Source organism: Streptomyces sp. NPDC093984, from assembly GCF_044764595.1.
GTDB lineage: Bacteria > Actinomycetota > Actinomycetes > Streptomycetales > Streptomycetaceae > Streptomyces > Streptomyces cynarae.
Window position 1 is genome coordinate 209,907 of record NZ_JBIWIM010000010.1, and the last position, 13,388, is coordinate 223,294.

Here is a 13,388-nt window from a genome sequence, read left to right on the forward strand (position 1 = left end):
CGCCCTGTGACGCGGCTGCGCGGCGGGCAAAAGGGGGCCCCAAACCACCTCGCCGGCCTGCGCATTCGTCCCGGGGCTCAGTCCCCGCGCCGGTACAGTTCTGTGACGGAGGCCGCCGCCCGCGCCAGTTCCTCGCGGGCCTCGGGCGGCGCCAGGATCTCCAACCGGTCGGCGAACATCAGCAGTTGGCGCACCTCGCGCACGAAGCCGTACGACAGCCGGGCGGTCACCCAGGGACTCTCGCCGTCGTCCTCCGGCAGGGCGACGAGCGCGGAGGCGGTCAGCCGCTGGAACATGTCCAGGATGTCGCGCCGCACCAGGACCGTCACCTCGAAGCCGCCGGGCCGCTCCTCGACCTGCCGCCGCAGCACCTCCCAGACGTCGGCGAGTTCGACACCGGGGCGCCGCCGCACCGGGTCCGGCAGCAGGGTCGCCGAGCGCACCCGGTCCGCGCGGAACAAGCGGGGGGTGGCGCGGCGGTCGGCGACCAGGTACCAGACGCCGGCCTTCGAGACGAGCCCGTACGGGTCCACGGTGTACGTGCGCGGGGTGGTGGCCCCGCTGTGCCGGTAGCGCAGCCTGAGGCGGCGGTCGGCGAACACCGCGTCCTGGAGGGTGTCCAGGTCGACGGCGGACTGCGGACCGCCCTTCCAGCGCGTGGCGTCGACCAGGATGCGGCGGCTGGTGGCCTCGGCGGCCGGGCGGTGCGGGGCGGGCAGCGCCGCCATCACCTTGCGCAGCGCCGAGCCGAGGGCGGCGTCGAGGCCGAGCGCGGCGTGCGCGCCCTGGGCGGCCAGGATGAACAGGGCGCGGGACTCGTCGGCGGTCAGGCCCGTGACGTCCGTGCGGAATCCGGCGAGCAGTTCGATGCCGCCGTGCCGTCCGCGTTCCGCGTACACCGGGACGCCGGAGGCCGAGAGGGCCTCGATGTCGCGGTAGATGGTGCGCACCGACACCTCCAGCCGCTCGGCGAGTTTGTGGGCGGGGACGCGGCCGCGGGTCTGGAGCAGCAGGAGGATCGACAGCAGGCGGTCGGACTTCACCGGCACAGGATCGCGGGCGCGGGGACCGGCGCGCAAATGTTGACGGAAACTGTCAGGTTATGGCGCGAGTCTCCGGTCATCCCCTGCGGACCCGAACGGAACGGAGAGACCGCCATGGCCACCTACGCCGCCACGACCACCGCTACCGCCACGATCACCGACACCATGACCGACCCACGCCCCGTGTACGCCCGCGCCGCCGAGCAGGCCGCCGCACTGATCGGGACCGTACGGCCCGCGCAGCTCGCGGGCCCGACGCCGTGCACGGAGTTCGACGTACGGACGCTGCTGTCGCACATCGTCGGCGGCACCCTGCGGATCGCCCAGGTCGGCGCGGGCGGCGACGGGATGGCCGTGCATCCCTTCGTGGACGGCGTTCCGGACGACGGCTGGGCGGCCGCGTACGACGAGGCCAGGTCCGCGGTGCGGCGGGGCTGGGCGGACGACGGCCGGCTGGACGCGGCGGTGCGCGTCCCATGGGGAGAGGCACCGGGGCGCAACGCGCTGTCCGGGTATGTGATGGAGTGCGTGACTCACACCTGGGATCTCTGGCAGGCCCTGGGGCGGCCCGGTGACCTGGACCCCGAACTGGCGGAGTTCGCGCTCGCGGTGGGCCGCCTTGTCCTGCCGGAGGCGGAACGGGGCGACGACGTGCCGTTCGCGTCGGCGGTTGCAGTCCCCGAGGGGGCGGACGCCTACGCGCGCCTGGCGGCGTGGCTGGGCCGTCGGCCGCTGGACGGGTAGGGCCCGGGGGGTGCGGCGGGTGCGGCGGGGATGTGTTTCGCCCCCGCCGCCCTTACCCTTCCCATCCCCAGGGGCTTCGCCCCTTCGACCCCACCGGGGGCTCCGCCCCTGGACCCCACCGGGGGCTCCGCCCCCTGCCCCCCTGACGGGGCTCCGCCTGCACCCCAGTGGGGCTCCGCCCCAGCACCCCGACCGCCCGGACGCAGCAGGGTTCCGCCACAGCCGCTGCGGCCGCCCACCCGGCCCGCTGCCCAGGTTCCGTGGCAGGTCTCCCCCAGCACACCTGTGGGCTCCGCCCCAGCACCCCGACCACCGCACCCGCCCGGACGCAGCGGGCCTTCGCCCGGCACTCCGGCCGCTGTGCCGCCTGCCCCGGTCCCGTAACAGGCTGCAGTGCCCCTGCGCGGCTCCGCGCCGGGACCCCGGCGCCGGCAACCTCCCGGTCGCCTCACCTGTGGCGCGCCGGTCCGGGTGTTCGGGTCAGGGCAGTTTGACGCGGGCCAGTTGGCGGGACTGGGCGACCAGGCGGTCGTTGGTGTCCCAGACCTCCGCGTCCTCCTCCAGGAAGCCGCCGGCGAGGTTGCGTGTGGTGATCGAGACGCGCAGGGGGCCCGGAGCCGGGCGGGAGCGTACGTGCACGGTCAGTTCGATCGTCGGTACCCAGCCGGAGATTCCCAGCTCGAAGGCGGTGGGCGGCAGTGCGTCCACCGCGAGCAGCAGGGACAGGGGGTCGGCGTCCCGGCCGTCGGCGAGGCCGAACCACGCCCGCATCTCGCCCTGCCCCGAGGGCGCGCCGAGCGCCCAGCCCAGGGTCGCGGGGTCCAGCTCGAGCATCAGCCGGTCGGTGATGGCCGAGCTGCCGGGGACCGGCGCCGGAGCGTCCTGCGGGCCGAAGCACTGGTCCAGGGGCGGCATCGCGGGCGGCCGAGCGCTCGTACGGACGTCGTCGGGGAGGGAGTCCAGGTCGCCGTAGGAGGCGACGACGCGGATGCGCTCCACCTCGCGGCCCTCCTCGTCGTACTGGAAGAGGGACGCCTGGCCCGTGGAGAGGGTGCGGCCGGTGCGCACCACGTCCGTGCGCACGACGGCGGGGCCCGGCTGGGAGGCCGTCAGGTAGTGCGCCGAGACGGTGAACGGGTCCGGGTGCGGCAGGGCGTCCGCGAGGGCGCGGCCCAGGACGGCCAGCAGATAGCCGCCGTTGACGGCGTTGATGATCGTCCAGCCGGCGGAGAGGTCGATGTCGTAGACGCCGGGTTCCCGTCGGGTGACCGCGGTGTCGCGGTCGAACTCGCTGTCGCCGATCGTGGCTCGCGCGGCCGGTGCGGTAGCTGCTTCTGGCATGCCAGAACCGTACAACAACAAATTACTAAGCGGTAGCTTTGGGGCGACCCGAGGGGTGACGTCGCGCCGGGCCTCCGCGCGAATTTCGGCCATTCTCCGGTGAGGTTTTGGCAATTTCTCGGTAAGTGTCCCCACTCGTCCGTGACCGACGGCCCGCTGTCTCCCTCTCAGAAGACGTACAGCCCGTTCCGCCCGTTCACAGGAAGAGCCGCATAGCCGATGAGCCTGACCGGGACGCCGTTCCTCATCACGTCGATCGTCCTCTTGGCGGTCGCCCTCATCCTGCCTCTGTTCCTGTGGTCGCGACTGCGGGGCCCGATGGTGCTGCGCCAGGCCGTCCGGGTGCTCATGCTCGTGTTCGCCCAGGCGACGGCGGTCACCCTCGTCTTCGTGCTGGTGAACAACGCCAACAGCCTCTACGACAACTGGTCCGACCTGTTCGGCACGGGCGACCACGTGCAGCAGGCCGCCGACCTGGGCAAGGACGGCACCGGCGGCATCCAGATCAAGGCCCTGCCCAAGGTCAAACAGACGTTCACCCAGGCCGACGGCCCGGGTATGCACGCGGCCGGCGGGGTCGAGGTCACCCAGCTCAAGGGCCGGGTCTCCGGCGTCGACGCCGAGGTCTACGTGTGGCTGCCGCCGCAGTACAACGACCCCGCCTACAAGGACAAGAAGTTCCCTGTGGTGGAGCTGCTGTCCGGCTACCCGGGCTCGGCCAAGGCCTGGTTCGGCTCGCTGAAGGTGCACGAGCAGTTGCTGCCGCTGATGCAGAGCGGGCAGGTGGAGCCGTTCATCCTGGTGGCGCCGCGCACCAACCTCATCGCCAAGGTCGACACCGGCTGCGCGAACATCCCGGGCGTCGTGAACGCCGACTCCTGGCTCAGCGTCGACGTGCCCAAGATGGTCATGGACAACTTCCGCGCCCAGCCCGCCCCGGACGGATGGGCGGCCGCCGGGTACTCCGCGGGGGCGCACTGCGCCGCGAAGCTCGCGGTCGCGCACCCCGACCGCTACCGGGCCGCGATCAGCCTGTCCGGCTACAACGACCCGATCGGCGAGCGCAACTCTCTGGCCGCGCGGAGCGTCGAGCTGCGCCGGCAGAACAACCCGTACTTCATCCTGAAGGGCTACCGCACCCCTCCCCGGATCTCGCTGTACCTCTCGGGTCAGATGGGCGACGGCTACCAGGCGGCCGCCGCGCTGCAGGCGATCGCGAAGCCGCCGACGGTGGTGCGCGCGGTGCTGATCCCGCACAGCGCGGGCGGGCACAGCATGGCCCTGTGGCGGCCGCAGATCCCGACGGTGTTCACCTGGCTGAGCCAGCAGATGACCGGCCAGGCCACGGGGAGTCTTCCTCAGCCACATTGGACCGCCGGTTCCAGGCGCGCGGAGCTCGCCAGTGGTACCTCATCGCCATCAGGCGTAGTACGAAAGCGGTGACGACCGCGAGCCCCGAGGTGAAGGGGGTCAGCGCGTCGAAACGTATGCAGAGCGCGACCATGGTGGCCCCGACGATCGCCGGGACCGCGTAGAGGTCTCGGTCCCAGCGCAGCAGCGAGGGCACCTCGTTGGCGAGGACGTCGCGCAGGACACCGCCGCCCACGGCCGTCGCGAGGCCGAGGGCGGCGGACGCGGTCAGGCCGAGTCCGTAGGCGTACGCCTTCGTCGTCCCCGCGACGCAGAACAGCCCGAGGCCGGCCGCGTCGAAGACGTTGACGGCGACCTGGATGCGCTCCACCTGCGGATGGAGGAAGACCACCAGGAGGGCGGCGAGCAGCGGGGTCAGGAAGTACCCCAGATCGGTGAACGCGGCCGGCGGCACGGCGCCGATGACCACGTCCCGGAACAGCCCTCCGCCCAGCGCGGTGACCTCGGCGAGCACGGCGATGCCGAACACGTCGAAGTTCTTGCGGACGGCCAGCAGGGCGCCGGAGATCGCGAAGACGAAGATGCCGACGAGATCCAGCGTGTGCTGGACGGAGGGGCTGAACAATTGCTGGAGCACCCTTACATTCTCACCCATTCAGCAGGGTGCACCTTACAAAGCAAGGCGAACTCCGGATTGCGCCGAGGTTACAGCGCCGGCTTGCCCGTGGTGAAGATCCACTTCTGGAACAGGTCGTCGAGCCGCTGCCCCGAGATCCTCTCCGCGAGCCGGATGAAGTCGCCGGTGTTCGCGTTGCCGTAGCGGTGGAGCCTGGTCCAGGCGGGCAGCAGCTCGAAGAACGCCTTGTCGCCGATGCGCTCGCGCAGCGCCTGGAGCGTCATCGCCCCGCGCTGGTAGACCGCGGAGGCGAACATGGTGTCGCGCTGCGGGTCGGCCACCTTGATCTGCCAGAACGCGTTGTCGGCGGGGCGGGCGTCGTACGCCGCGACGAAGGAGTCGTGTGCCGAGCGGGTGCCCTTGTGCTCGGCCCACAGCCACTGGGCGTAGGTCGCGAAGCCCTCGTTGAGCCAGATGTCCTTCCAGTGCGCCACCGAGACCGAGTCGCCGAACCACTGGTGGGCCAGCTCGTGGACGATCGTCGTCTCGTTGCGGACGGCCGAGTACGCGGGCTTCGACTGGACCTCCAGGGAGAAGCCTGCCTCGGGCATGTCGTCGACGATGGCGCCGGTCTCCTCGAAGGGGTACGGGCCGAAGACCTTCGACCAGTAGTCGGTGGCCTCGGCGGTGACGGCGTACACGTCGACGCTGTTGCTGTTCTTCAGGACGGGGTCGATGGCGACGTAGACCGGGATCCCGGACGGTGTCTTCCCGGTCCGCACGTCGAACTTGCCGATGGTCGCCGTCGCCAGGTAGGTGGCCATCGGCTTGGACTCCCGCCAGTGGGTGACGGTCTGGTCCCCCTTGTCGTACGTCGATATGAGCCGTCCGTTGGAGACCGCGGTCAGGCCCTTGGGCGTCTTGATGCGGATGTCGTAGGTGGCCTTGTCGGAGGGGTGGTCGCTGGAGGGGAACCAGGTGGAGGCGGCGTTGGGCTCGCAAGCGACGAAGACGCCGTCGGCGGTCTTCATCCAGCCGTACTTGGAGCCGAACACGATGGGGCCGCCGAGGGGCTGCGGGATGCCGCCGTAGGTGACGGCGACCGTGAAGTCGCGGCCCTTGGGCAGAACGCCGCGCGGGGTGATGCGGATCTCGTCGCCCTGGCGCGTGAACCGGGCGGGTCTGCCGTTCACCTCGACCTGCGCGACCTGAAGCTGCTGCAGGTCGAGGTCGAAGGAGGTGAGGCTCTGGGTGGCACGGGCCGTGATCGTCGTACGGCCGTCCAGGCGGCCGGTGTCCGGGGCGTACGCCACGTCGAGGGCGTAGTGGCGGGCGTCGAAGCCGCCGTTGCCGAGCCCGGGGAAGTAGGAGTCGCCGATGCCGTCGGAGCCCGGGGCCGGGGCGGGGGACGCCGCGACGGCGAGGAAGGAGGCCGCCGCGGTGGCCAGAACCCCTAAGCGCGCCGAACGTGCCGAACGGGAGAGTGCCATGGAGTCATCCCTTCGAGCGTGCGCCGATCAGTCGATCGGACGGTCACGCCAGACTCTGCACTCTCCCGTTCGGTCATGTGCATGACTTTGCCAAGTTGTCATGCCTTACTTGTCGGTTGACTCCTGACGGTCCGCAGCCGCGGGCTTGCCGGGAGCAGGCTCCTCCGAGGGCGCCTCGCCGGCGGGTTCGTCCGAGTCCGCCTCGCCGGAGGTCTCCTCCGACTCCACCTCGCCGGCGGACTCCTCCGAGGGCGCCTCGTCGGGGGTCTCCCCCGCGGACTCCTCGCCCGCGGGTTCGGTGGTGTCCTCCGCGGACGCCTCGCCCGCCGGTTCGGGGGTCTCCTCCGCGGAGGGTGCTTCCGTGTCCTCGGAGTCGTCGGATGCCCCGGAGGGCTCCTCGGTCGCAGCCGGCGCACCAGAGGCCTCGGCCTCGACCACCGCGGCCACCGCCGCCGACGTCTCCGCGGACTCCGCCAGGACCTCGTCGGCCACCAGCTTCGCCGCCTCCTTGGCGTCGGAGAGCAGCACCGTGTCCTGCGGGGCCTGGTCCTCGAAGTTCTCCGGGTGGTGGCAGGCCACCCGCTGCCCCGGCTTCAGCTCCAGCAGCTGCGGCTCGGTGGTCCGGCAGATCTCCGTCGCCTTCCAGCACCGGGTGTGGAAGCGGCAGCCGCTCGGCGGCGCGATCGGCGAGGGGACGTCGCCCTTGAGCAGGATGCGCTCGCTCTTGGCGTTCTTCCGCTTCGGGTCCGGGATCGGCACCGCCGACATCAGCGCCTTGGTGTACGGGTGCATCGGCGCCTTGTACAGCGAGTCGCGGTCGGCCAGCTCGACGATCTTGCCGAGGTACATCACCGCGATCCGGTCCGAGACGTGCCGGACGACCGACAGGTCGTGCGCGATGATCACATACGTCAGGCCCAGCTCCTGCTGGAGGTCGTCGAGCAGGTTGACGACCTGCGCCTGGATCGACACGTCCAGCGCGGACACCGGCTCGTCGGCCACGACCAGCTTCGGGTTGAGCGCGAGCGCCCGGGCGATGCCGATGCGCTGGCGCTGACCGCCGGAGAACTCGTGCGGATAGCGGTTGTAGTGCTCGGGGTTCAGACCCACGACCGACAGCAGCCGCTGCACTTCCTTCTTGACGCCGCCCTCGGGCGTGACGCCCTGGAGCCGGAAGGGCGCGCCGACGATGGTGCCGATGGTGTGGCGCGGGTTCAGCGACGAGTACGGGTCCTGGAAGATCATCTGCACATCGCGGCGCAGCGGGCGCATCCCGCTCACGCCGAGGTGCGTGATGTCCTTGCCCTCGAACTCGATGGCGCCTTCGGTCGGCTCGAGCAGCCTGGTGATCAGCCGGCCCATGGTGGACTTGCCGCAACCCGACTCGCCCACGACGCCCAGGGTTTCACCGGCCTTGACCTCGAAGTCGAGGCCGTCGACCGCGCGCACGGCGCCGACCTGCCGCTGGAGCAGGCCCTTGCGGATGGGGAAGTGCTTCTTGAGGCCGGTCACCTTCAGCAGGGTCTCGCCGGGTGCGGCGTCCTTGGTGAGGGTGGCACCGTCGCTCTGCGCAGGAATCGTCACTGCCGCGTCCTTGGAGTTCTCGCTCACAGCTTCGGCGCAATCTCTTCGGTCCAGATACGCTCCCGCTGCTCCTGCGACATGTGGCAGGCGGCCCAGTGCCGGCTGCCGACCTCGGTCAGCTCGGGCCGGACGGTGCGGGTGACGTTGTCCTTCGGGACGTCGGCGTACGGGCAGCGGGGGTTGAAGGCGCAGCCGGACGGGATGTTGATCAGGGAGGGCGGGGAGCCCTTGACCGGGATCAGGCGCTCCTGCTCCTCGCGGTCCAGCCGCGGCATCGAGCCGAGCAGGCCCCAGGTGTAGGGGTGGCGGGGCTCGTAGAACACCTTCTCGGCCGGTCCGCGTTCCACGCAGCGGCCGCCGTACATCACCAGGATGTCGTCGGCCAGTTCGGCGACGACGCCGAGGTCGTGGGTGATGATGATGACGGCGGAGCCGAACTCGTTCTGCAGATCGCGGATGAGGTCGAGGATCTGCGCCTGGACGGTCACGTCCAGGGCGGTGGTCGGCTCGTCCGCGATGAGCAGTTCGGGGTTGTTGACCAGCGACATCGCGATCATCGCGCGCTGGCGCATACCGCCGGAGAACTCGTGCGGGTAGTTGTCGACCCGCTTGTCCGGCTGCGGGATGCCCACCCGGTCGAGCATCTCGATCGCCCGCTTGCGGGCGGTCTTCTTGTCGACGTCGTGGTGGATCCGGTACGCCTCCACGATCTGCTGGCCGATCGTGTAGTACGGGTGCAGCGCGGACAGCGGGTCCTGGAAGATCATCGCCATCTCGCGGCCGCGCATCTTGCGTACCCGGTCGGGGTCGGCGGACAGCAACTCGGTGCCGTTCAGCCAGATCTCGCCGGAGATCTGCGCCTTGCGCTTGCCGTACTGGCCCGTTGTGTGCAGGCCCATGATGCCGAGCGAGGTGACGGACTTGCCGGAACCCGACTCGCCCACGATGCCGAGGGTCTTGCCCTTCTCCAGCTGGAAGCTGAGCCCGTCGACGGACTTCACCAGACCGTCGTCGGTCGGGAAGTGCACCTTGAGGTCGCGCACCTCCAGGAAGGAGGTGGGGGCGGGCGAACCGCTGGTGGGCTCGCCCACGGCCGCTCCGGTCTTGCTGAGTTCGGTCATGAGAGCCTCACTCGGGGGTCGATCACGGCGTACAGGACGTCCACCACGAGGTTGGCGATGAGCACCGCGAGAGAAGTGATCAGGGTGACGCCCAGGATGATGGGCAGATCCTGGTTCCTGATGGCGTCGAGCACGGCGCGACCGAGGCCCGGCAGGTTGAACGTGGACTCGGTCAGGATGGCGCCGCCGATGAGCGCGCCGAGGTCCATGCCGAGCATGGTCAGGATGGGCGTCATCGTCGAGCGCATGGCGTGCTTCCCGATGACGGTCTGTTCGCGCAGGCCCTTTGCGCGGGCGGTGCGGATGTAGTCCTCGCCGAGGATCTCCATCATGGTGGCGCGGGTGATCCGGGCGTACATCGCCGCGTACAGGAACGCGAGAGTGATCCACGGCAGGATCATGCCGCCGAACCATCCGCCGACGCTCTGGTCGAGGGGCACGTACTGCGCGTCGATCCACTTCAGGCCGAAGGCGAAGATCGCCAGGCTGAGCAGGCCGGTGAAGTAGATGGGGAGGGACACACCCGCCAGGGCGACGACCATCGCGCCACGGTCCCAGATGCTGCCCCGCTTGAGCGCGGAGAGCACACCCGCTGCGATGCCGAAGATCAGCCACAGCACGGCGGCGCCGAGCGCGAGACCCAGGGTCACCGGGAAGCGGTCGGTCAGCACCGGCCAGACGGCCTGTTCACTGCGGAAGGAGTAGCCGAAGCACGGTGCGGCGCAGTGGGTGACGTCGCCGCCGGCCGCGTACGTGCGGCCGGCGAAGATGCCCTTGAAGAACTCCCAGACCTGGACGTAGATCGGGTCGCCGAGGCCCAGCTTCTCACGCACCGCCTCGACGGCGGCCGGGTCGGCCTGCTTGCCCACGAAGCTCGCGGCGATGTCGACGCCCGCCCACTTGGGGACGAGGAAGAAGATGCCGAAGACCACCATGACGATGACCACAAGCATCACTGCGGCGGCGAACAGCCGCCTGATGAGATAAGCGAGCACAGCTAACGGCCCGCCGCGGACCGCGGGCCGCCGGAGGTTGTCCGGCGGCCCGCGGTCACGCCGCGCCGGCCTTCACCTGCCTTTCGTGCCGTACGGCGGGTGTGCCGGGGTTTACTTCGCGGACTTCAGGCCCAGGTTGACGAAGTCGTACTGACCGCTGTACGCGTCGGTCGTGTACACGTTCGCCAGCCGGTTCGAACGCCAGTTGATGAACTTCTCGAAGACGAAGGGCAGGTAGTAGCCGCCCTCCATGACCTTGTGGTTGATCTCCGTGGCGATCTTGGCCTTGCCCGCGTCGTCCAGGGTGTTGACGTACTGGTCGAACAGGCCGTCGATCGTCTTGTCCTTGATCAGGGCGTAGTTGTTGTTGCCGCTCTGCAGGATGTACTTGCTGTCCCACAGCGGCAGACCGAAGCCCTGGACGGTCGGGAAGTCCGGACCCCAGCCCATGATGATGATGCCGTAGCCCTTCTTCTTCACGTTGTCGGGGCTACCGATGATGCCGGTGGTCTGCGAACCGTCGTACTGGTCGATCTGGGCGTTGATGCCGATCTTCTTCAGCGACGCCTGCAGGGACTGGGCGGTGGCCACCTCGACCGGCTTGTTGTTGCGCACGGCGATGGTGGTGCTGAAGCCGTTCGGCTGGCCGCAGGCCTTCAGCTCCTCCTTGGCCTTGGCGGCGTTGCCGTTCTTGTTGGCACCGGCGAGCTCGTACGGGTCGTACTTCTGGCCTTCGGCGCCCGGGACGGACGGCGGCAGCATGTTGGTGCCGATGTCACCACCGGCGATCGGGCCGCCGCGCGCGGTCTGCAGGGAGACGTGGTCGGCGCCGTAGATGACGGCCTTGCGGCAGTGCTCGTTGTCGAACGGCTTCACGCTCTGCGGGAAGACCGCGTACCGGATGTAGCCGGAGACCGGGTTGTCCAGGTTGGCCTTGTGCTCCTTCAGGGCGGTGGTGCGGCCCTGCGGCGACATGCCGGTCTGGTTGATGTCCAGGTCCAGGTCACCGTTGAGCAGACGCTGGTCCAGCTGGTTGGCGTCCGAGAAGAACTGGACGGTGATCTTGTCCGGGTACGCCTTGCGGATCGGGTCCGAGGACTGCTTCCAGTTGGTGTTGCGGACGAGGGTGAGGTCCTTGCCCGGGTTGTACGACTGGAACTTGTACGGGCCCGAGGAGAACGGGTGCAGCGCGTACTTGGACTTGGTGTCCATGTCCTGGCGGACCGGGGACGCCGAGGTCAGCGCGAGCACTTCCTCGAAGTCGGCGTTCGCCTTGGGCAGGTGGAAGACGATCGTCTTGTCGTCGGGCGTGTCGATCGCCTTCAGACCGAGGTGGTCCGCGGACTTGTCCTTGTAGGGGCCCTGGTACTTGCCGTCCGGGTCGAGGAAGTCCTTGAGGTAGGTCGGGCCGCCGGACAGCACGTCCTGCGCCCACACGCGCTCGATGCCGTACTTGACGTCCTTGGAGGTGATCGGCTTGCCGTCCTCCCAGGTGATCCCCTCGCGCAGCGTGTACGTGTACGTCTTGCCGTCGTCGGTGACCTTGGCGAGCCCGGTGGCGAGGTCCGGGGTCAGCTTGGCGCCTTCCTTACCGGGCTCCGTCTTGTTCGTGACGAGCTGGCGGCTGTAGTAGCGCATGAAGTTCCACGCGAAGCCGTAGTAGCCACGCGTGGTGTCCCACGAGTCGGCGTCCTGGGCCCCACCGAACTTCAGCGTGCCGCCCTTCTTGGCCAGGGAGGCCTGGGCGACCTTGTTGTTCGCCGCGTCGAAGCCGGCCGCACCGTTCTTCGAACCGTCGTTGTCGTCGTTGCCGCCGCCGCACGCCGCCGTGGTCAGCAGCGCGGCGACCACGGCGGCAGCGGCCATGGCCTGCTTGCGCCGCCCTGAGGTGCGTTGGGTAGTCACGATCTCGGATCCTCCGGATTTGATGAGAGACCCCGTGCAGGTGCCACGGGAAGCTTGGGGTACGGCAGTTCAGCGGGAGCCCTTCGGGTCCAGCGCATCGCGCACGCCGTCGCCGAAGAGGTTGAATGCAAGAACGGTGATGAAGATCGCCACGCCCGGGACCACCATGTACATGGGATCCGAGTCGTAGTAGTCGATCGCGCTCGAAAGCATCTGCCCCCAGGAGGCCGTGGGCGGTTTGACGCCCACACCCAGGAAGCTGAGTGCCGCCTCGGTGAGGATGTTGGTGGGGATCATCATCGTCGTGTACACGATGATCGGCGCGACGAGGTTGGGCAGCAGCTCTTTGAAAAGGATGTAAAGGCGCCCGGCGCCGAGCGAGCGGGCCGCCTCGACGTACTCCCGCTCACGCAGCGAGAGGGTCTGGCCGCGAACCACGCGTCCGATGTAGGGCCAGCCGAAGAAGCCGATGACCAGGATCATCACGAACACGCGCACGTTGGAGCCGGTCAGCCCCAGCATGTTGTTCGGCATGACGGAGACCAGCGCGATGGTGAACAGCAGCTGCGGGAAGGCAAGCAGACCGTCCATGACGCGGCTGACGATCGAGTCGATCCAACCGCCGAAGAAGCCGGCCAGGACGCCCAGGATGGTGCCGACGACAACGGCGACCACGGCGGACAGGAAGCCGACCAGCAGCGAGACCCGGGCGCCGTAGAGGATGCGGGCGAAAATGTCGCGGCCGTTGACCGGCTCGACACCCAGCAGGTGATCGCCGCTGATGCCGCCCAGGGACCCCGTGGGCGTACCGAAGAGCGGGTCGATCAGGTTCTCGTGGTAGGCGTCGGGATCCTGCCCGACCAGGTTGGAGATCACGGGCGCGAGCAGGGCGACCGCGATGAGCACGAGCACGACGATGCCGCCCGTGAGGGCGAGCTTGTCCTGCTTGAGGCGCTCCCAGGCGATCCGTCCCAGGGAACGGCCCTGAACGGCTTTCGCGTCGGTGGCGGCAGCGGCTGCTTCCTCGGCCGCCCCCGGGGCCGCTTCCGCAGTCGGCTCGTGCAATGGTGCCGTCATCTGGCAGGGACCCCTCTCAACCGGCGCGGTGGCCGGCCCGCACTTGCCGCTGTGGCGGCATGAATCAGTCCGTCGTACACAGGGGCGAACCCCTTGAAGCG

The 13,388-nt window shown here is 69.5% G+C and carries 10 protein-coding genes and 1 pseudogene; 2 read left to right on the top strand and 9 right to left on the bottom strand.

The window, feature by feature from the left end; genetic code table 11:
• Positions 1-77: 77 nt before the first annotated feature.
• The gene (locus ACIRC0_RS30365; protein WP_403622246.1) at positions 78-1,043 is read right to left on the bottom strand and encodes a helix-turn-helix transcriptional regulator; all 966 of its coding nucleotides are present in this window, start codon (positions 1,041-1,043) and stop codon (positions 78-80) included.
• 114 nt (positions 1,044-1,157) lie between these two features.
• Between ACIRC0_RS30365 and ACIRC0_RS30370 the strand changes: the two genes are divergently transcribed.
• On the top strand, positions 1,158-1,787 hold the full coding sequence (locus ACIRC0_RS30370) for a TIGR03086 family metal-binding protein (protein ID WP_403622249.1): 630 nt from the start codon (positions 1,158-1,160) through the stop codon (positions 1,785-1,787).
• A gap of 480 nt (positions 1,788-2,267) precedes the next feature.
• Here ACIRC0_RS30370 and ACIRC0_RS30375 read toward each other — a convergent pair whose 3' ends face one another.
• Positions 2,268-3,128: a thioesterase family protein gene (locus ACIRC0_RS30375; protein WP_403622252.1), complete on the bottom strand. Its 861-nt coding sequence runs from the start codon at positions 3,126-3,128 to the stop codon at positions 2,268-2,270.
• 558 nt (positions 3,129-3,686) lie between these two features.
• Between ACIRC0_RS30375 and ACIRC0_RS30380 the strand changes: the two are divergent.
• Positions 3,687-4,148, top strand: a pseudogene (locus ACIRC0_RS30380) (alpha/beta hydrolase); the annotation flags it as partial.
• A 289-nt stretch (positions 4,149-4,437) separates the two neighbouring features.
• Here the strand turns inward: ACIRC0_RS30380 and ACIRC0_RS30385 are convergent.
• The 7 genes from ACIRC0_RS30385 to ACIRC0_RS30415 form a co-directional block, all read right to left on the bottom strand.
• On the bottom strand, positions 4,438-5,136 hold the full coding sequence (locus ACIRC0_RS30385) for a trimeric intracellular cation channel family protein (protein WP_403622369.1): 699 nt from the start codon (positions 5,134-5,136) through the stop codon (positions 4,438-4,440).
• A 68-nt stretch (positions 5,137-5,204) separates the two neighbouring features.
• The gene (locus tag ACIRC0_RS30390) at positions 5,205-6,605 is read right to left on the bottom strand and encodes a M1 family metallopeptidase (protein WP_403622254.1); all 1,401 of its coding nucleotides are present in this window, start codon (positions 6,603-6,605) and stop codon (positions 5,205-5,207) included.
• Positions 6,606-6,710: 105 nt separating this feature from the next.
• Entirely contained in the window at positions 6,711-8,189 is a 1,479-nt protein-coding gene (locus tag ACIRC0_RS30395; protein WP_403622257.1) for a dipeptide ABC transporter ATP-binding protein, read from the bottom strand.
• A gap of 23 nt (positions 8,190-8,212) precedes the next feature.
• Positions 8,213-9,310 (bottom strand): ABC transporter ATP-binding protein, encoded by a 1,098-nt coding sequence (locus tag ACIRC0_RS30400; protein WP_403622259.1) that lies wholly within the window; start codon positions 9,308-9,310, stop codon positions 8,213-8,215.
• The gene (locus tag ACIRC0_RS30405; protein ID WP_403622262.1) at positions 9,307-10,305 is read right to left on the bottom strand and encodes an ABC transporter permease; all 999 of its coding nucleotides are present in this window, start codon (positions 10,303-10,305) and stop codon (positions 9,307-9,309) included. The genes ACIRC0_RS30400 and ACIRC0_RS30405 overlap by 4 nt, the downstream gene beginning before the upstream one ends.
• A 111-nt stretch (positions 10,306-10,416) precedes the next feature.
• A complete protein-coding gene (locus ACIRC0_RS30410; protein ID WP_403622265.1) occupies positions 10,417-12,210 on the bottom strand; it encodes an ABC transporter substrate-binding protein in 1,794 nt (597 codons plus the stop codon).
• A 69-nt stretch (positions 12,211-12,279) separates the two neighbouring features.
• On the bottom strand, positions 12,280-13,287 hold the full coding sequence (locus ACIRC0_RS30415; RefSeq protein WP_403622267.1) for an ABC transporter permease: 1,008 nt from the start codon (positions 13,285-13,287) through the stop codon (positions 12,280-12,282).
• Positions 13,288-13,388: the final 101 nt, after the last annotated feature.

Excerpts from the sequence above, each read along its gene's own strand:
- ACIRC0_RS30415 (WP_403622267.1), bottom strand. The coding sequence starts at position 13,287 with ATGACGGCACCATTGCACGAGCCGACTGCGGAAGCGGCCCCGGGGGCG.
- ACIRC0_RS30390 (WP_403622254.1), bottom strand. The coding sequence starts at position 6,605 with ATGGCACTCTCCCGTTCGGCACGTTCGGCGCGCTTAGGGGTTCTGGCC.
- ACIRC0_RS30400 (WP_403622259.1), bottom strand. The coding sequence starts at position 9,310 with ATGACCGAACTCAGCAAGACCGGAGCGGCCGTGGGCGAGCCCACCAGC.
- ACIRC0_RS30375 (WP_403622252.1), bottom strand. The coding sequence starts at position 3,128 with ATGCCAGAAGCAGCTACCGCACCGGCCGCGCGAGCCACGATCGGCGAC.
- ACIRC0_RS30370 (WP_403622249.1), top strand. The coding sequence starts at position 1,158 with ATGGCCACCTACGCCGCCACGACCACCGCTACCGCCACGATCACCGAC.